The 17,334-nt window shown below is 45.7% G+C and carries 14 protein-coding genes; 5 read left to right on the forward strand and 9 right to left on the reverse strand.

All coding sequences use genetic code 11. The annotated features are described in order from the left end of the window. Nucleotides 1-47: 47 nt before the first annotated feature. The gene (metE, locus tag LJ658_RS04095; protein WP_370632941.1) at nt 48-2,354 is read left to right on the forward strand and encodes a 5-methyltetrahydropteroyltriglutamate--homocysteine S-methyltransferase; all 2,307 of its coding nucleotides are present in this window, start codon (nt 48-50) and stop codon (nt 2,352-2,354) included. A gap of 383 nt (nt 2,355-2,737) precedes the next feature. Here metE and LJ658_RS04100 read toward each other — a convergent pair whose 3' ends face one another. The 6 genes from LJ658_RS04100 to sucD form a co-directional block, all read right to left on the reverse strand. After that, entirely contained in the window at nt 2,738-3,139 is a 402-nt protein-coding gene (locus LJ658_RS04100; RefSeq protein WP_230545192.1) for a hypothetical protein, read from the reverse strand. A 120-nt stretch (nt 3,140-3,259) separates the two neighbouring features. Next, nucleotides 3,260-3,475 carry a cysteine-rich CWC family protein gene (locus LJ658_RS04105; protein WP_230545193.1) on the reverse strand — a complete coding sequence of 72 codons (216 nt, stop codon included), beginning with the start codon at nt 3,473-3,475 and terminating at the stop codon, nt 3,260-3,262. Nucleotides 3,476-3,637: 162 nt separating this feature from the next. Continuing rightward, the gene (locus LJ658_RS04110) at nt 3,638-6,016 is read right to left on the reverse strand and encodes a ribonucleoside-diphosphate reductase subunit alpha (protein ID WP_230545194.1); all 2,379 of its coding nucleotides are present in this window, start codon (nt 6,014-6,016) and stop codon (nt 3,638-3,640) included. A 155-nt stretch (nt 6,017-6,171) separates the two neighbouring features. Beyond that, nucleotides 6,172-7,149: a ribonucleoside-diphosphate reductase small subunit gene (locus tag LJ658_RS04115; protein WP_230545195.1), complete on the reverse strand. Its 978-nt coding sequence runs from the start codon at nt 7,147-7,149 to the stop codon at nt 6,172-6,174. Nucleotides 7,150-7,578: 429 nt separating this feature from the next. Beyond that, nucleotides 7,579-7,941, reverse strand: coding sequence for a methionine-R-sulfoxide reductase (locus LJ658_RS04120; RefSeq protein ID WP_230545196.1), 363 nt, complete (start codon nt 7,939-7,941; stop codon nt 7,579-7,581). Between the two features lie 320 nt (nt 7,942-8,261). Then, nucleotides 8,262-9,143, reverse strand: a complete 882-nt coding sequence (gene sucD, locus LJ658_RS04125) for a succinate--CoA ligase subunit alpha (protein ID WP_230545197.1) — start codon at nt 9,141-9,143, stop codon at nt 8,262-8,264. Between the two features lie 79 nt (nt 9,144-9,222). On the opposite strand from sucD, the gene LJ658_RS04130 reads away from it, so the two are divergent. Next, nucleotides 9,223-9,552, forward strand: a complete 330-nt coding sequence (locus tag LJ658_RS04130) for a hypothetical protein (protein ID WP_230545198.1) — start codon at nt 9,223-9,225, stop codon at nt 9,550-9,552. A 314-nt stretch (nt 9,553-9,866) separates the two neighbouring features. Here the strand turns inward: LJ658_RS04130 and ligA are convergent, their stop codons facing one another. Further along, nucleotides 9,867-11,876: an NAD-dependent DNA ligase LigA gene (gene ligA / locus LJ658_RS04135; protein ID WP_230545199.1), complete on the reverse strand. Its 2,010-nt coding sequence runs from the start codon at nt 11,874-11,876 to the stop codon at nt 9,867-9,869. 108 nt (nt 11,877-11,984) lie between these two features. Here ligA and LJ658_RS04140 point away from each other — a divergent pair, with 108 nt between their 5' ends. The 3 genes from LJ658_RS04140 (at nt 11,985) to dapA (ending at nt 15,399) form a co-directional block, all read left to right on the forward strand. Further along, the gene (locus tag LJ658_RS04140) at nt 11,985-12,287 is read left to right on the forward strand and encodes a YXWGXW repeat-containing protein (protein WP_230545200.1); all 303 of its coding nucleotides are present in this window, start codon (nt 11,985-11,987) and stop codon (nt 12,285-12,287) included. Nucleotides 12,288-13,144: 857 nt separating this feature from the next. Next, nucleotides 13,145-14,407, forward strand: a complete 1,263-nt coding sequence (gene dctA, locus LJ658_RS04145; RefSeq protein WP_304610919.1) for a C4-dicarboxylate transporter DctA — start codon at nt 13,145-13,147, stop codon at nt 14,405-14,407. Nucleotides 14,408-14,517: 110 nt separating this feature from the next. Then, the gene (dapA, locus tag LJ658_RS04150) at nt 14,518-15,399 is read left to right on the forward strand and encodes a 4-hydroxy-tetrahydrodipicolinate synthase (protein WP_230545201.1); all 882 of its coding nucleotides are present in this window, start codon (nt 14,518-14,520) and stop codon (nt 15,397-15,399) included. A gap of 80 nt (nt 15,400-15,479) precedes the next feature. Here dapA and LJ658_RS04155 read toward each other — a convergent pair whose 3' ends face one another. Continuing rightward, nucleotides 15,480-15,656: a histone H1 gene (locus LJ658_RS04155; protein WP_230545202.1), complete on the reverse strand. Its 177-nt coding sequence runs from the start codon at nt 15,654-15,656 to the stop codon at nt 15,480-15,482. 334 nt (nt 15,657-15,990) lie between these two features. Further along, a complete protein-coding gene (locus LJ658_RS04160; protein WP_230545203.1) occupies nt 15,991-17,232 on the reverse strand; it encodes an aminotransferase class I/II-fold pyridoxal phosphate-dependent enzyme in 1,242 nt (413 codons plus the stop codon). Nucleotides 17,233-17,334: the final 102 nt, after the last annotated feature.

The following is a 17,334-nucleotide window of genomic DNA, read 5'->3' on the forward strand; positions in this document are numbered from 1 at the left end:
AGGAGCATTAAGTCAAATTAATGTTTAACCAAAAAAGTTTTATGCGTATGCTCAAAAACAATCTCGGCTACCCACGCGTGGGAGCCAATCGTGAACTCAAAAAAGCCAGTGAACAGTACTGGGCCGGCAAAACCTGTAAACAAGAATTATTTGCCGCTGCCCGCGCCATCCGCGGGCAAAACTGGAAACTGCAACAGGAGGCCGGTATCGACCTGATCCCCTGCAATGATTTCAGTTATTACGACCAGGTGCTGGATACCTCGCTGATGCTGGGCGTTATCCCGCAGCGGTACACACAGGTGCTCAGCAAGCACCCGGACAACTCGGAAATCGACCTGTATTTTGCCATGGCCCGCGGTTATCAAAAAGACGGGCTGGACATTACCGCTATGGAAATGACCAAATGGTTTGATACCAATTACCATTACATCGTACCCGAGTTTACGGCTAACCAGCAGTTCAGAATCTTCTCTGAAAAAGTATTTGAGGAATTTAACCTGGGCTTGAAAGCATTGGGCACCGCGCCTAAAACGGTATTGCTTGGCCCGGTTACTTACCTGCTGTTAGGCAAGGAAAAAGAACCGGGTTTTGAAAAGATCGACCTGATTAAAAACCTGGTACCGGTTTACATCGAGATCCTTAAAAAACTAAAAAGCTATGGTGCCGAATGGGTGCAGCTGGATGAGCCTTTCCTGGCGCTGGACCTAACCCAGAAGGAAAGGGACGCCTACACCTATGCTTACGCAGAGATCAGGAAGGCCTGCCCGGGTCTAAACATCCTGGTGGCAACCTACTTTGAAAGCCTGCACGAAAATACCGCACTGGCAGTTAACCTGCCGGTAAACGCTTTACATATTGATTTGGTGCGCGCTCCGCAACAGTTAGACAAAGTATTGAGTTTGATTCCTGATAACCTGATCCTGTCTCTGGGGGTTATCGATGGCCGTAATATCTGGAAGAACGATTATATCCGTTCGCTGGGGTATATCAAAAACGCCATTGCCGCCATTGGCAGCGACCGGGTGATGATAGCGCCGAGCTGCTCGTTGTTGCATACGCCTTTCGACCTTGACCTGGAAACCGACATCAATCCCGAAATTAAAAACTGGATGGCCTTTGCCAAACAAAAGCTGAACGAGGTTAATGAACTAAGCCAGATCATTGACGGTAATAATGATCTGTTACAGGGTAATTTAAAAGCCATATCAAGCCGTAACATTTCTAAGCTGATCCATAAGCCTGAGGTTAAGTTACGCACCCTGGCTATTACTGATGCGGATGCCGATCGCGTTAGCAAATTTGCTGAAAGACAGAAAATACAGCAGCAGGCTTTCGGCCTGCCACTCTTCCCTACAACTACTATTGGGTCCTTCCCGCAAACGGATGATATCCGCCAGCTGCGTGCAAAACTGAAAAAAGGCGATATTGACCAGGATCAATATGATACCGAAATAGCCAAAGCCACTATCGATGCCATCCGCTGGCAGGAAGAGATTGGCCTTGATGTGCTGGTACATGGCGAATTTGAGCGTAATGATATGGTGGAGTATTTCGGCGAATTGCTGGATGGGTTCCTGTTCACCAAAAATGGTTGGGTACAAAGCTATGGCAGCCGTTGCGTTAAACCGCCGGTTATTTATGGCGATGTAAGCCGCCCGGCTGATATGACGGTTAAATGGACCAAATTCGCGCAAGCCAACACCAGCAAGCTGATGAAAGGCATGTTAACCGGTCCGGTTACTATACTGCAATGGAGCTTTGTGCGCGATGATCAGCCAAGATCTGTTACAACCAACCAGCTAGCTTTGGCTATCCGCGACGAGGTGGTTGCGCTGGAACAGGCGGGCATTAAAGTGATCCAGATCGATGAGCCTGCCATCCGTGAGGGTTTACCTTTACGCAAAGCGGATTGGGCCACCTATTTAGACTGGGCGGTTAAAGCGTTCCGCATCTCGGCCGCCGGCGTGCAGGACGAGACGCAGATCCATACCCACATGTGCTACAGCGAGTTTAATGACATCATTAAGCATATCGCCGATATGGATGCCGATGTGATCACGATAGAAACATCGCGCTCGCAGATGGAACTACTGGAAGCTTTTGCCGATTTTAAATACCCTGCCGAGATAGGCCCGGGTGTTTATGATATCCACTCGCCACGCGTGCCCACTACCGAAGAAATGGTTAGCCTGCTCGAAAAGGCTGCCGCCCTGCTGCCGGTTGGCAATATCTGGGTTAACCCGGATTGTGGATTGAAAACCCGCAAATGGCCCGAAACAAAAGTCGCCCTGCAAAACATGGTCGGCGCCGCCAAAGCTGCCCGCGAAATTTTTAGCAGGCAGCCTGTTAGTTAATAACTGCAAAGTTAATAGGAGGCCGCACGGAGAGATCCGTGCGGTTTTTTTATGAATTTCGATTTATATGCACCGCCCGCCGCCGTGTAAAGCGTCTACGCTTTACACTCTTTACCGGTAAGCGTCCACGCTTGCGGATATAACAGGTACGTAAGCGTGGATGTTTACAATAGCATTCAGTCAAGCGTGGACGCTTGACTGGGCGATGGCCGCACAATGAAAGTTCTGCGGCTTTTTTCGCACTCCACGCCGTGTAAAGCGTCTACGCTTTACACTATTTACCGGCAAGCGTCTACGCTTGCGGATATATAGGTACGTAAGCGTGGACGCTTACAATAGCATTCAGTCAAGCGTGGACGCTTGACTGGGCGATGTTGTTACTATTAATAAACGTAAGCCAAAGGCCCATCCTTAGCCACCAAAACCGACCAACCCGGCTTGGAACCGGAACTGATACACGCGATAAATTTATCGCGGATGGAAATACCAACTTCTATCAAGCCGTCATTTAATGATTCTGTCCATTCGCAGCGGACTTCGCTTTTATCTTGTATTGGTTTTATGGAGGCGTCTTTTGATAAGTATTCGGTCGGATTCAGAAATGGCATATCTTCCGGTTGCCAAAAAGAAATGGCCGGGGCCTCCTGCTGATTGTAGAGCCAGACATCGCCGATGACGTCTTCTCCTTCATATAAATAAGCATAGGCTACCCTCCCATCATCCTTTATCACTACGGAATAATGAGGATCAAATTCGCAGGGGACTTGTAGGGAAAATGTTGACATATTTCGTTTTATTACAAAATAGGTTGTCATTTCGAAACGTAGTGAGAAATCTTAAACGCGCGACAGGTCGCTCGTATAAGATTTCTCCTCGTACCTCGTTCGAAATGACAAACTGGTTGATTATAGGCTTATCCCCATCGCTTCACGATACTCCACCTGCAATTCACGCAAACACTTCGCACACATACAACCTTCATAGTTCTCGCTGATGTATTGCACTTCGTTTAAACTCAGCTGAACTACGCTGCACTGGCATTTGGTGTAAGAATTTGCCTTACATTCAATGCCGGTTCCGCAACGGTCGCAGGATATGATTTCGTGTTTGGGTTGTATCATTTTGATTAACGTCGTAGAGACGCAATGCATTGCGTCTCCGGACAACCAAATATAACGCAAAAAGACCATAGCCTTTGTCAATTGAATTTCTTCTTTTGACCAGAACTATGGTCTTTATTTACCTCAAACAAGAGACGCAAAATATTGCGTCTCTACGTTAATTTATGCCGAGCAAGTAACGCAGCCTTCTTCCATTGAACAAGATGGGCCGGCAGGTATTTCGTCTGCTACCTGGTTAACTATTTCAGGTATTACTGCTTCCATGTTTTTACCGCCCTGGTTCTCAACAGTAAATTTAACCGCTTGCGATGCTGCCTGGGTACGCAGGTAGTACATACCTGTTTTCAAGCCCTTTTTCCATGCGTAGAAGTGCATTGAAGTTAGTTTAGAAGCATTTGGCGAGTTGATGAACAGGTTTAATGATTGCGACTGGCAAATGTATGCGCCACGGTCGGCAGCCATATCAATGATATCACGCATCTTGATCTCCCAAACAGTTTTGTACAGGTCCTTCAATTCCTGCGGAATTTCGGCGATATCCTGAACAGATCCGTTTGCTGTGATGATCTTATCTTTCATATTACCATCCCATAAACCAAGGTTCACCAGATCGCGCAGCAGGTGTTTGTTTACGATCACAAACTCGCCGCTTAATACCCGGCGGGTGTAGATGTTCGAGGTATAGGGCTCAAAGCACTCGTTGTTGCCCAGGATCTGTGAAGTTGATGCAGTTGGCATAGGCGCTACTAATAACGAGTTACGCACGCCATGGTTCATTACATCTAAACGCAGGTTTTCCCAATCCCAACGGCCGCTTGTAGGTTTTACTTTCCACAGGTCAAACTGGAACTGTCCTTTTGATAATGGCGAACCTTTAAAGGTTTCGTAAGCACCTTCTTTTATAGCCAGGTCCTTAGACGCCGTCATGGCAGCGAAGTAGATGGTTTCGAAGATCTCGATGTTTAACTGTTTAGCCTCGGGGCTTTCAAACGGCATACGTAAAAGTATGAACGCATCAGCCAAACCTTGTACACCTAAACCAATAGGGCGGTGACGCAGGTTTGAATACTCGGCCTCTTTAACCGGGTAGTAGTTATTGTCGATGATCTTATTCAGATTTATGGTGGCCTGATAAGTTACTTCGTATAATTTTTCGTGATCGAAAGAGCCTTCACGTACATAACGCGGCAGGGCCAATGAAGCCAGGTTACAAACAGCGATCTCGTCAGCTGATGTGTACTCCAAAATCTCGGTACATAAGTTTGAGCTTTTGATAGTACCCAAGTTTTGCTGGTTTGATTTGCTGTTGGCAGCATCTTTATATAACAAGTATGGGGTGCCGGTTTCTACCTGGGCGTCAAGTACAGCAAACCAAAGTTCCTGTGCTTTGATCACCTTGCGGGCGCGGCCCTCTTTCTCGTAACGTTTGTACAGTTTTTCAAATTCTTTACCATGGCAATCAGCTAATCCCGGTGCTTCGTGCGGGCAAAATAAGCTCCAGTCCTCGTTAGCTTCAACGCGTTGCATAAACAAATCGGATACCCAAAGTGCGTAGAACAGATCGCGTGCGCGCATTTCTTCTTTACCGTGGTTTTTACGCAGGTCCAAAAACTCGAAGATATCTGCATGCCATGGCTCTAAGTAGATAGCGAAAGCGCCTTTACGCTTGCCGCCACCCTGGTCGACATAACGGGCAGTATCATTAAACACGCGCAGCATCGGGATGATACCGTTGCTGGTACCATTGGTGCCGCTGATGTATGAACCGGTTGCACGCACATTGTGGATGCTTAGGCCGATACCGCCGGCACTTTGAGAGATCTTAGCAGTTTGTTTTAAAGTATCGTAGATGCCGTCGATGCTGTCATCCTTCATGGTTAACAGGAAGCATGATGACATTTGTGGTTTAGGCGTACCCGCGTTAAACAACGTTGGTGTAGCGTGGGTGAACCAGCGCTCGCTCATCAGGTTATAAGTTTTTATCGCGCTGGCGATATCTTCTTTATGGATACCTACCGATACACGCATAAACAAATGCTGCGGGCGCTCGGCAATTTTGCCATCTATTTTTAACAGGTATGATTTTTCCAGGGTTTTAAAGCCGAAGTAATCAAAGCCAAAGTCACGGTCGTAAATAATGCTGCTATCCAGTTCTTCAGCGTTTTTCTCAATTATTTCCCAAACATCGTCAGCCAGTAATGATGCGTTTTTGCCATTTTTGCTGTCAACATAGTTGTATAACAGTTTCATGGTTTCTGAGAATGATTTGATGGTATTTTTATGCAAGTTAGATACCGCAATACGCGATGCCAGTAACGCGTAGTCAGGGTGCTTGGTTGTTAATGACGCCGCCGTCTCGGCAGCAAGGTTATCCAGCTCTGATGTAGTTACCCCATCAAATAAACCTTCAATTACTTTTTTAGCTACATCAACCGGGTCAACCAACGCGGGATTTAAACCATAGCACAGTTTCTCTATCCGTGCGGTTATTTTGTCAAACTTAACTGACTCTTGCTTACCATCTCTTTTTATTACAAACATTTTCTTGGCATTTATGGCTGGACTGGAACCAACCGGGTTACTATTTATTTTATTTAGTACTTAGTAGCTAGTATCAAGTATAAAGACAATAGCTATTTATTCTGTCGCAGGCGATATCAATCTTGATACTTGATACTAACTACTTGATACTTCTCTTAAAAATCCTCGTCTAACGTAAACGCTTTATTATCGCCGCCGCCGTTATTTAACACACCGCTTTTCTGGTAATCGCCAACGCGTTTCTCGAAGAAGTTGGTTTTGCCCTGCAGGGATATCATCTCCATAAAATCAAACGGATTGCTTGCGCCATATACTTTTGGATAGCCAAGTTCGCCTAACCAGCGGTCGGCCACAAACTCAATATACTGGCTCATTAGTTTAGCGTTCATCCCGATCAAACTAACCGGTAACGCGTCGCTGATAAATTCTTTTTCAATTTCAACAGCGTCGGTAATGATAGCTGTTGCAGCTTCTTTTGATAGCTTGTTCTCTAACATTCTGTATAACAGGCAGGCAAATTCGCAGTGCATACCTTCGTCGCGCGAGATCAGCTCGTTGCTGAAAGTAAGGCCCGGCATTAAGCCGCGTTTCTTTAACCAGAAGATAGAGCAGAAACTGCCCGAGAAGAAGATCCCCTCAACTGCCGCGAAAGCAATTAAGCGCTCGGCGAACGATCCGTTGTTGATCCAGCGTAAAGCCCATTCGGCTTTTTTACCTACGCAGGGTACGGTATCAATAGCGTGGAACAAACGGTCCTTTTCGGCAGGATCCTTAATATAGGTGTCTATCAATAAAGCATAAGTTTCTGAGTGGATGTTCTCCATCATGATCTGGAAACCGTAAAAGCAACGGGCCTCGGGCAATTGCACCTCGCTCATAAAGTTTACGGCCAGGTTTTCGTTCACAATACCATCGCTGGCGGCAAAAAATGCCAGGATATGCGATACGAAATGTTTTTCGCCGCTGTTCATGGCTTCCCAATGTTTCAGATCATCAGAAAGGTCGATCTCTTCGGCTGTCCAGAAACTTGCTTCGCATTTTTTATACATCTCCCATATTTCGGGATACTTAATCGGTAGAATAACAAAACGATCCTTGTTCTCTCTTAATAATAATTCTGTTTCTTCTGCCATGCGTTTACTAAGCTTTTAATGATTTCAATTCTAAACCTTATTCCTTTGAGCTATCTGGTAATTTTAGTCGACAATGCCGCCGAGCAGTTGTTGTTAAAACATGACAATTAAAAATTATCATCTTAAACTACTCTAAACATTCCCCCCTCACAAACCCCTACTGAACTACTTTAACAGTGTATTTTGGCCCACCGGCCTGTTGGCAAATGGAACCTTGTTTTACTATTACCGGCAAGGATCACCGATAATTTGGATAGCTTTAAAGAACTTATAATTCAAAGATATGGGTTGCGGATTTTAGATGTTAGTGATAGTTTTACACATCACCTATAAGTTATAAACAAATTTTTTGTGGAGACTAGAATTATTTGATTAAGAGCCGGTTAAATAACCGTTACCAGAATATTAAATTTATCGGTAAAAAATTTGTTATGCTTTTGGAACAAATTTCATCGACAAAGAATTAACGCAGTGACGGGTGTTTTTTGGTGTCAGATATTCACCTTCAAAAACATGGCCCAGGTGGGCGCCGCAATTGGCGCAAACAATTTCTACCCTCCTGCCGTCCGCATCAGGCACGCGTTTAACCGCACCAGGTATTTCATCATCAAAACTTGGCCAGCCACAATGCGACTCGAATTTAGTTTCCGATGTATATAACGGTGTATCGCAGCGTTTGCAAACGTATAAACCCTCGGCCTTGTTGTTTAATAACTCGCCGGTAAACGGGCGCTCGGTGCCTTTATGTAAAATGATATATTCCTCTTCGGGTGTTAATTGATTGTAATTCATCTTATTAAGATTTCACTAATTTTTGATTGATTTCACGGATGATAATGTCCGTCCGCTTCTATACAATATACGACAAAACAGCCGGACATTTTGTTTTTAGGATGGATGTTTACATAGGTTTGACGATGTGAAAATATTCCCTCCTTGGGGAATGGTGCACCGGCCTGAGAAGTGACAGGGGGGTTTAAGGCGTCTTGCGAAATCCATCCCTATACCCTCCCGTTAGGAGGGAATCGCACAAGCGTTTACTTTTTTCTACAAAACAAAAAAATCCCGGCCTAAGCCAGGATCCTCATATCTTAAATCTAATATCTCAGAATCTATTTAGCAAGCTTCGCCAGTTCCTCTGCCATTGCAGCACCAATTTCAGCCGGCGATTCTACAACGCGGATCCCGCACTCGCGCATGATCTTCATTTTGGCAGCAGCAGTATCATCGGCACCGCCAACAATAGCACCCGCGTGGCCCATACGGCGACCCGGAGGGGCTGTCTGGCCGGCTATAAAGCCTACCACAGGTTTGGTGCCGTTATCTTTGATCCAGCGTGCAGCTTCGGCTTCCATGCCGCCGCCAATCTCGCCTATCATAATGATGCCGTGTGTTTCAGGATCATTCATTAACAGCTCAACTGCTTCTTTGGTTGGTGTACCAATAATCGGGTCGCCACCAATGCCTATGGCAGTAGTGATACCCAAACCGGCTTTAACCACCTGGTCAACCGCCTCATAAGTAAGTGTACCTGATTTTGAAACCACACCTACGTTACCTTTTTTAAAGATAAAGCCCGGCATAATGCCAATCTTGCTTTCATCGGCGGTGATAATGCCGGGGCAGTTAGGGCCAATTAAACGAGCGTCTTTATCGGTTAAATATTCTTTTACCGCTATCATATCCTTGGTAGGGATACCTTCGGTGATACATACAATAACTTTAATACCTGCTTCGGCAGCTTCCATGATCGCGTCGGCAGCAAATGCAGGCGGAACGAAAATGATAGATACATCGGCACCGGTTTTTGCAACGGCATCGGCAACGGTATTAAATACCGGGCGGTCCAGATGGGTTTGGCCACCTTTACCCGGCGTAACACCGCCAACAAGCTGGGTACCATACTCAATCATTTGCGATGCGTGGTAGCTACCTTCATTACCTGTAAAACCCTGAACTATAACTTTAGAATCTTTATTTACGAGAACACTCATTGGTTTGATTTTCTTTTATATCGCAAAGCTAAAATTATTTTTGGGCCGCTAAGTGTTTGCGGGGTGAATTTTTTGTTTGATGATGAAAAATTTACAAATCGTTGTGGTGCCGACCGGTTCCTGTCACACCGGCAAGACGCACCGCTCAATCGCCGCGGGAAGGGCTTTGTTCTTTTCCTTGATGAAAAGAACCAAAAATCAAGTCAGACGGGATGCTTCTTTGCCGCACCTGGCCTTATGCGCTGCAAATCAGATAAAACCTAAGGCCCGGTCCTTTTGCCGCCGGTTGCCGCAGGCCCTAGCTTCAGGCAAAATTACCAATGCCTTTGCTGGCACACAGCCCTGCCTGTTTTACCTGATTTCACCCGAAGCTGCCCGTCTGACGGTTAGGATAAAACCAGAATTTTAGTTATTGTAAGAATGAAAAAAGAAGCGGTGGCCCGTCAGCACGCGCGGCCGGGGGTATGGCCCGTGTGATGGCAGCGATCGGGCTGACTTGATTATCCACTTGTTGTTTTTTTAAATGGTGTGGATGAAATCGCTGCGCTTAGTTTTTGAGTTACTTTGTATCAAGACAAAGTAAATAGCCTTAGCGGCAATTGAGCGCTACCAAGCAATAGACAACCAATTGCTGAATGCGTGAGATCAACACATTTATCATGCCCGCATTAATATCAGGTGTCCGTCCGCCAAGTACGGGTACAAAATGGGACCACTGGACAACTACCCTATCATCTCCATCAACTCTACATCACTAATAATAGGGATATTGAGTTTCTGTGCCTTCTCCAGCTTGGCAGGGCCCATATTATCGCCGGCTACCAGATAGTTGAGCTTCGCGGATATGCTGCTTAATATTTTGCCTCCGTTTTGCTCTATGATATCTTTTAACTCATCCCTTGAGCGCTCAAACGTGCCCGATATGATGAATGTCAGGCCCGAAAGGGCGTCGCTTTGCAATACGACTTCCTTTTGCTCGGCTACAAATTGCAGGCCCGCGGCCTTTAGTTTTTCAATCTCTTCGCGGTGCTTTTCGTTGCCAAAATACTCAATGATGCTGTGGGCTATGCGTTCGCCAATTTCTTCGGCCACAATCAGTTCATCCAGCGTTGCCGCCATCAGGTTATCTATGGTTTTAAAATGGATGGCTAGCTTTTTAGCCACCGTCTCGCCTACATAGCGGATGCCTAAGCCAAACAGCACTTTTTCAAACGGCATTTGTTTCGATTTCTCAATCCCCTCCAGCATATTATTGATGGATTTCTCGCCGAAACGCCCCATTTGCTTTAGCTCGGCGGCGTGTTTTGCCAGCGTATAAAGATCGCTGATATGGCGGATAAATCCTTTCTGGTAAAGCGTTTCAATGGTCTCATCGCCCAGGCCATCAATATTCATGGCTTTACGGCCAATAAAGTGCTGCATTTTACCGGTGATCTGTGGCGGGCAGCCCTCATCATTAGGGCAATAGAACGCCGCTTCGCCTTCCTGCCGTTTTAACGGGGTACCGCAAGCCGGGCATTCGGTTATGTAATTAATGGCTGGTGCCGTCGGGTTGCGTTTCTCCAGGTTCACTGCAATGATCTTGGGAATGATCTCGCCCCCTTTTTCAACAAATACCCAATCGCCCTCATGCAGGTCAAGGCGCAGCATCTCGTTGGCATTATGCAGGGTGGCCCGCTTTACGGTGGTGCCAGCCAGCAGTACCGGCTTCAGGTTAGCAACCGGGGTCACCGCGCCTGTACGGCCTACCTGATAGGTAACGGCCAGCAGTTGGGTTTGCACCTGCTCTGCTTTAAATTTATAAGATATAGCCCAGCGAGGCGATTTGGCCGTAAAGCCCAGTTCCTGCTGCTGGCCATAGCTGTTTACTTTAATAACTATGCCGTCAATATCGTAACTAAGGTCAAAGCGCTTTTTGTCCCATTCGGCAATAAAGGCCAGCACGCCGTCAATATCATTAACAAGGCGGCTGTGGTTATCTACCTGAAAGCCCCACCTTTTAACAGCTTCAAGGCTTTCCCAATGGGTTTTAAATAAAAGGCGCTCGGTATATAATCCATACAGAAAACAATCCAGCGGGCGCCTGGCAACCTCGCCCGAATCCTGGAGCTTAATAGTGCCCGACGCAAAATTGCGCGGATTGGCATACGGTGGCTCGCCATTCTCAACACGTTCTTCATTAAGCCTTTCAAAAGCTTTTAGGTGCATAAAAACCTCGCCGCGTATCTCAAACTCGTCAGGGTAGCCACCGCCTTTCAAGTGTTTGGGGATGCTGTGGATGGTGCGTACATTGGTGGTAACCTCATCGCCCTGCACGCCGTCGCCACGGGTAACGGCGCGGGCCAGCCTACCCTGCTCATAGGTAAGGCTCATGGATAAGCCGTCAAACTTAAGTTCGCACACATATTCAAAATTGTCGCCTATGGCCTTGCGGATGCGCTGGTCAAAATCAAGCAGCTCCTGTTCATTATAGGTGTTACCTAATGACAGCATTGGCCAGCGGTGCTTAACCGTTTGAAACTCTTTGGTGACGAAACCCCCTACTTTTTGAGTGGGCGAGTCGGGATCCAGAAACTCCGGAAACTGTTTTTCGAGCGCCGCCAGAGCCTCCAGTTGCCGATCAAACTCCAGATCAGATATAACGGGCATAGCCAGCACATAGTAGTTATAACTATGCTGTTTTAGCGCTGCCGATAGGGTTTCAATTTTCTTTTTTGCTTCAGCCGGTGACATGCAACGAAGATAATAAATTACTCGCGCGAAACTTTTGTGACTCAAAAAATTAAACTTTTTTTAGTCGCGGATGTCTTTAAATTATTAATTTTTAACAAATACCATTTTATGAAAACGCTTAGAAAAATTTTATTTGTGTCGGCGGCATTGGTAATGTTTGCCACAATTGATAGCAGTGCACAAATTGTTGTAAGAAGCCGCCTGTATCACCGCGGGCCGGCATTTGTGCGCCCTGCCCGCCCGTCAGCAGGCCATATCTGGATTGAAGGCGAATGGGTACCAAGAGGAAGAACTTATGTGGAGCGCCCGGGCTATTGGGCATTGGCGCCACGCCCGCATGCGATGTGGATACCCGGCCATTGGGACCGCCGTCACCGGGGTTATGTGTGGGTACCGGGCTATTGGAGGTAATCGTAGCCATTAAGTAATATAAAATGTCCGTCCGCGCTAAGGAGCCTATAGGCTTTGGACGGGCGGACATTTTATTTTAGATGCCTTCTATAAATCTTTGTCCGCTTGTCCAAAAGTGTTTGGCTACTTAGCGGACGGACACCTTTCATCTAAGCTTGTCCGACAGTTTAAATGGTGCCGTATCCCTTGCGGACGGACAACAGCAATACCGATTATTTTTATTTAATTATTTGATAATCAATATTTTAATAGTATATTTGTATACAATATCCAATCAATCCTTTACGTATTACAGAACTGCACAGCTAAGCTATTCCTATATATAATTATATAGGTGAATGGGTGAAGGGGGAAGTGTATTTAAATTTTAAGGGGGTTAAAATTTAATTTTACCAAAGCGTAAGGTTATGCTATTTTTCACCAGTGGTATAATTGTTATTTTACCAGTTGGTAATAGTTGATAGATAATGTTGGTAAAACAATAACCGATACGTCATTGTGAACGAGGTAAGAGTGTGGCAATCTCTGCACGATAGATGCGTCGTAAGCCGTCGCGCAGAGATCGCTACACTCGCGATGACGGTCGGAGGGTTGCGTTAAGGATGGCAGCGGATACCGGCCTGCGCTTAAGGCGTTGTGGCGTATGAGCGTACAGCCTGACCCGAAGGGGAACGCCCATAATCTTGTCCGTCCGCCAGGTACCCGAACCTGTTTGGACAAGCGGACAAAATTGGATACATTAATACTGAAAGAAAATCTGGCAAAGTTTGTCCGCTTGTCTTAACCTACAGCGGGTAGCTACCGGACGGACGCCCCATTATTACCTTATGAAATGTTTTAATAATCGTATTATTGTTATGATGAAACGATTATTAGCCAACCTTACTTTCCAGGTTTTAATAGCGATAGTGCTGGGTGTTATTGTGGGGCTTTACTTTAAGCCCTTTGCGCCTACGGCACAACTGATCGGTAAGGTATTTATCAGCCTGATCACGATGCTGATAGCGCCTATTATATTCCTCACCATTGTGCTGGGTATTGCCGGCATGAGCGATATGAAAAAGGTTGGCCGTGTTGGCGGCAAGGCGCTGCTTTATTTTGAGCTGGTGACTACTTTCGCCCTGATAATAGGCGTTACCGTTGCCAACCTGGTTAAACCCGGCCAGGGCTTTGTAAGCACCGTAAAGGCGGACACCAGCAAGCTGGCCGTTTACCAAAAAGCGGCTGCCGAAATGCATTGGGGCGATTTTATAGCCCACATAGTGCCATCAAACGCTTTTGAGGCTTTTGCCAAAGGGGATATTTTGCAGATCTTGTTCTTCGCGATTATATTTGGTTTTGGCCTGAGCCGGATGGGCGAGGCTGGGCAAACGGTGATCACGCTCTTTGATAAGCTGGCTAAAGTGTTCTTTAATATGATGCACATTGTAATGAAGGCCGCACCCATAGGTGCTTTCGGCGGGATGGCTTACACCATCAGTACCTACGGCATTAAAACACTGCAGCCGCTGGCTTTACTGATGGTGTCGGTTTATATTACGATGTTCCTGTTTATCTTTGTGGTGCTGAATATTATTTGCCGTATCTACAAGTTTAGCTTATGGCAATATTTAAAGCATGTTAAAGAGGAAATTTTGATTGTGCTGGGCACGTCGTCGTCCGAGTCGGCCCTGCCGGGGATGATGGAGAAGCTGGAGCGGTTTGGCTGCTCGCGGTCGGTTGTGGGCCTGGTTATCCCTGCGGGATATTCGTTTAACCTGGATGGCACAACGATCTACCTGTCGATGTCGGTTATATTTTTGGCGCAGGTATTCCATATCCCGCTAAGCATCGTCCAGCAACTGGGGATAATCGGCATATTGATGATTACAAGTAAGGGCGCAGCAGGGGTAACCGGCAGCGGTTTTATTGTGCTCACCTCAACGCTGGCGGCTATCAAAGTGATCCCGGTTGAAGGTGTGGCGATATTGCTGGGGGTTGACAGGTTCATGTCGGAAGCGCGGGCCATTACCAATGTGATTGGCAACGGCGCCGCTACCATAGTGATTGCCAAAAGCGAAAAAGAGTTTGATGAGGCTAAGTATAAAACCGCAATAGCCGGCGGACGGACACGGGTCTGACAGGATGGAGTTTTAGATTTGGAGTTGATGTTTCATGAACTGTCAACCATCATCCATGCACTATAACTATGAACATAAAATTATTATCTTAGCGCCCTTTATTAAATATCATGAATAAATTTTACGGAACGGGGATAGCAATTGTTACTCCTTTTCTTGCGGACGGGCAAGTGGATTATGACGGACTTAAAAAACTCATCAATTATTTAATTGATGGCGGTGTGGAGTACATCGTGTCATTAGGTACAACCGGCGAGAGCGCCACACTTAGCCAGGACGAAAAGAAGAAGGTTTTTGCATTTACCGCCGAAGCAGTAAACGGCCGTATAAATTTAGTGGCTGGCATTGCCGGTAACAACACTGCCGAAGTGGTTGAACAATTAAAAGCGTTTGACGCAACCGGCTACGACGCTATATTATCAGCAAGCCCGCAATATAACAAACCAACCCAGGAAGGTATTTATCAGCATTATAAAGCTATTGCCGAAAATGCTAAACTGCCGGTATTGCTATATAACGTACCCAGCCGCACCGGCAGCAACATAAGCGCCGAGACTACGGTAAGACTGGCGCGTGATTTTAAAAATATCATTGGTATAAAAGAAGCATCAGGCAATTTTGACCAGATCAACCAGATTATGCGTGATAAACCCGAAGATTTCCTGATGATCTCGGGCGATGACCCGATTAGTTTCCCGATGATTGCTTTGGGCGCCGTTGGCGTGATATCGGTAGTAGGTAACGCGTTGCCAGGACAAACCTCAGACATGATCCGCCGTTGCTTAAATTACGACTTTAAGGGCGCGCAAAAAGGCCATTATGATCTTATAGACTTTACCCGCCTATGCTTTATTGAAGGCAGCCCAGCCGGCGTTAAAACCGCATTGAAACAACTGGGCATTTGCGGCAACACAGTACGCCTGCCGCTGGTACAGGTTAGTGATTATACCGCCACCCAGATCATCAAAGAAATCCAAAAGTTTAAGGTATAAAAAAAACCCTGCTGCGTGCAGCCGGGTTTTATTGCAATAACCAGGTTGGTGTGAGATGCAAATATATTGCGTCTCGTTTATTATGCTTTGTTTTTTGCTTCCTGAACTTCCAGGCGGATAGCTTGTGCCAGGTTTTTAAGGTCCTGCATTCCTTTGCGAACACGGGTACCGGCTGCACTGTTACCCTTGTTATAAAATTTGTCGGCATCCGCTTCAAGCGACGTGATAAGATTCTTTACTTCGTTGAATTTTTTCATCAGTTAACTCCTTTTTTAATAATAGTTGAGGTTTTTTGTTTTTGTGAAGCTAAGCTAATAGGTTTTTATCGAAAAAAAAACACTTAATACGGCTTTAAACAGGGTTTTTTTCCACATTTATACGCTATAATTAGGCTTTACCCGGTCTATTAACGTCCATATTTTATCAATATTATAATAATTTTTCCTTTTAAATAATATTTAGGTTGCTAAACAACAAAATCAACTAAAATCCATCATTATTTATATTAATAGCCTTAGCATCAAACATCTACAAACTAAAAATCCCCTGCTTATTTATGGCGGGGGATTTATTATAATTTGTATGATTTTTTTAAACAGTTGCCATATTTTCGCGGTAGTGGCCGGCTTTCAGTTTCTCGCCCATTTCGCTATAGGCATCCAGGGTACGCTGTACATCTTCCATTGAATGTGACGCAGTAGGGATCAGCCTTAACAAAATTAATCCTTTGGGAATAACCGGGTATATTACGATGGAACAGAAGATGCCATAATTTTCGCGCAGGTCGCGGGTTAACGCAGTTGCCTCATAGAGATCACCCTTTAAAAATACCGGTGTAACCATCGTATTGGTGATCCCCAGGTCAAAACCCCGTTCTTTTAATCCCTTTTGCAAAGCATTAGTGATCTGCCATAGTTTTTCACGCAGTTCCGGCTGAGATTTAAGTAACTCAAAACGTTTTTTTAAACCGATAACCATAGGCATAGGTAACGCCTTTGCAAATATCTGCGAACGCATGTTATAGCGCAGATAATCAATAATGTATCTATCGCCTGCAACAAAACCGCCTATACCGGCCATAGCTTTTGCAAAGGTGCCAAAATATACATCTACGCCTTCAATGCAATCCTGCTCCTGGTGCGTACCGGCGCCGGTCTTGCCCATGGTACCAAAACCATGCGCATCATCAACCAGGATCCTGAAATCAAATTTATCTTTAAACGCCAGGATCTCTTTAAGTTTGCCCTGTGCGCCCGACATGCCAAAAACACCTTCGGTAATTAATAATATACCGCCACCGCTTTGCTCAACCAATTTAGTTGCCCGCTCCAATTGCTTCTCGCAGCTTTCCATATCGTTATGCTGATAAACAAACCGTTTACCCATATGCATACGCAAACCGTCAATTATACAGGCATGCGACTCGGCATCATAAACGATAACATCATTACGGTTAACCAGCGCGTCAATAATAGATACCATGCCCTGGTAACCATAGTTTAACAGGAAAGCATCTTCTTTGCCTACAAACTCGGCCAGGCCAATTTCCAACTCTTCATGATGGGTTGAGTGGCCGGACATCATGCGGGCGCCCATTGGGTAAGCCATGCCGTAGTCCGCTGCAGCTTTTGCATCAGCTGCCCTAACCTCGGGGTGATTAGCCAATCCTAAATAATTATTCAGGCTCCACACTAAGTGCTCTTTTCCGTTAAATTGCATGTGAGAGCCTATCTCGCCTTCAAGTTTTGGGTATGAAAAATAGCCGTGCGACCATTTCTGGTGTTGTCCGAGCGGACCACCCATACTACTTGTTATTTTATCAAATAAATCCAAAAGTCTTTTTATTAATCGTTTTCAACTTGCAAATATAAGGTTTTATGCCATTTGTTCACGGTTAAAGGTTTGTTAAGCTTCCGCTAAATAAAAAAGGAGACA

The organism is Mucilaginibacter sp. UR6-11 (assembly GCF_020880695.1).
In the GTDB taxonomy this organism is placed as follows: domain Bacteria; phylum Bacteroidota; class Bacteroidia; order Sphingobacteriales; family Sphingobacteriaceae; genus Mucilaginibacter.

What these genes read in the sequence shown, in the direction of transcription:
- metE (WP_370632941.1), top strand. Translation starts at nt 48, where the DNA reads ATGCTCAAAAACAATCTCGGCTACCCACGCGTGGGAGCCAATCGTGAA.
- LJ658_RS04100 (WP_230545192.1), bottom strand. Translation starts at nt 3,139, where the DNA reads ATGTCAACATTTTCCCTACAAGTCCCCTGCGAATTTGATCCTCATTAT.
- LJ658_RS04105 (WP_230545193.1), bottom strand. Translation starts at nt 3,475, where the DNA reads ATGATACAACCCAAACACGAAATCATATCCTGCGACCGTTGCGGAACC.
- LJ658_RS04110 (WP_230545194.1), bottom strand. Translation starts at nt 6,016, where the DNA reads ATGTTTGTAATAAAAAGAGATGGTAAGCAAGAGTCAGTTAAGTTTGAC.
- LJ658_RS04115 (WP_230545195.1), bottom strand. Translation starts at nt 7,149, where the DNA reads ATGGCAGAAGAAACAGAATTATTATTAAGAGAGAACAAGGATCGTTTT.
- LJ658_RS04120 (WP_230545196.1), bottom strand. Translation starts at nt 7,941, where the DNA reads ATGAATTACAATCAATTAACACCCGAAGAGGAATATATCATTTTACAT.
- sucD (WP_230545197.1), bottom strand. Translation starts at nt 9,143, where the DNA reads ATGAGTGTTCTCGTAAATAAAGATTCTAAAGTTATAGTTCAGGGTTTT.
- LJ658_RS04130 (WP_230545198.1), top strand. Translation starts at nt 9,223, where the DNA reads ATGATGAAAAATTTACAAATCGTTGTGGTGCCGACCGGTTCCTGTCAC.
- ligA (WP_230545199.1), bottom strand. Translation starts at nt 11,876, where the DNA reads ATGTCACCGGCTGAAGCAAAAAAGAAAATTGAAACCCTATCGGCAGCG.
- LJ658_RS04140 (WP_230545200.1), top strand. Translation starts at nt 11,985, where the DNA reads ATGAAAACGCTTAGAAAAATTTTATTTGTGTCGGCGGCATTGGTAATG.
- dctA (WP_304610919.1), top strand. Translation starts at nt 13,145, where the DNA reads ATGATGAAACGATTATTAGCCAACCTTACTTTCCAGGTTTTAATAGCG.
- dapA (WP_230545201.1), top strand. Translation starts at nt 14,518, where the DNA reads ATGAATAAATTTTACGGAACGGGGATAGCAATTGTTACTCCTTTTCTT.
- LJ658_RS04155 (WP_230545202.1), bottom strand. Translation starts at nt 15,656, where the DNA reads ATGAAAAAATTCAACGAAGTAAAGAATCTTATCACGTCGCTTGAAGCG.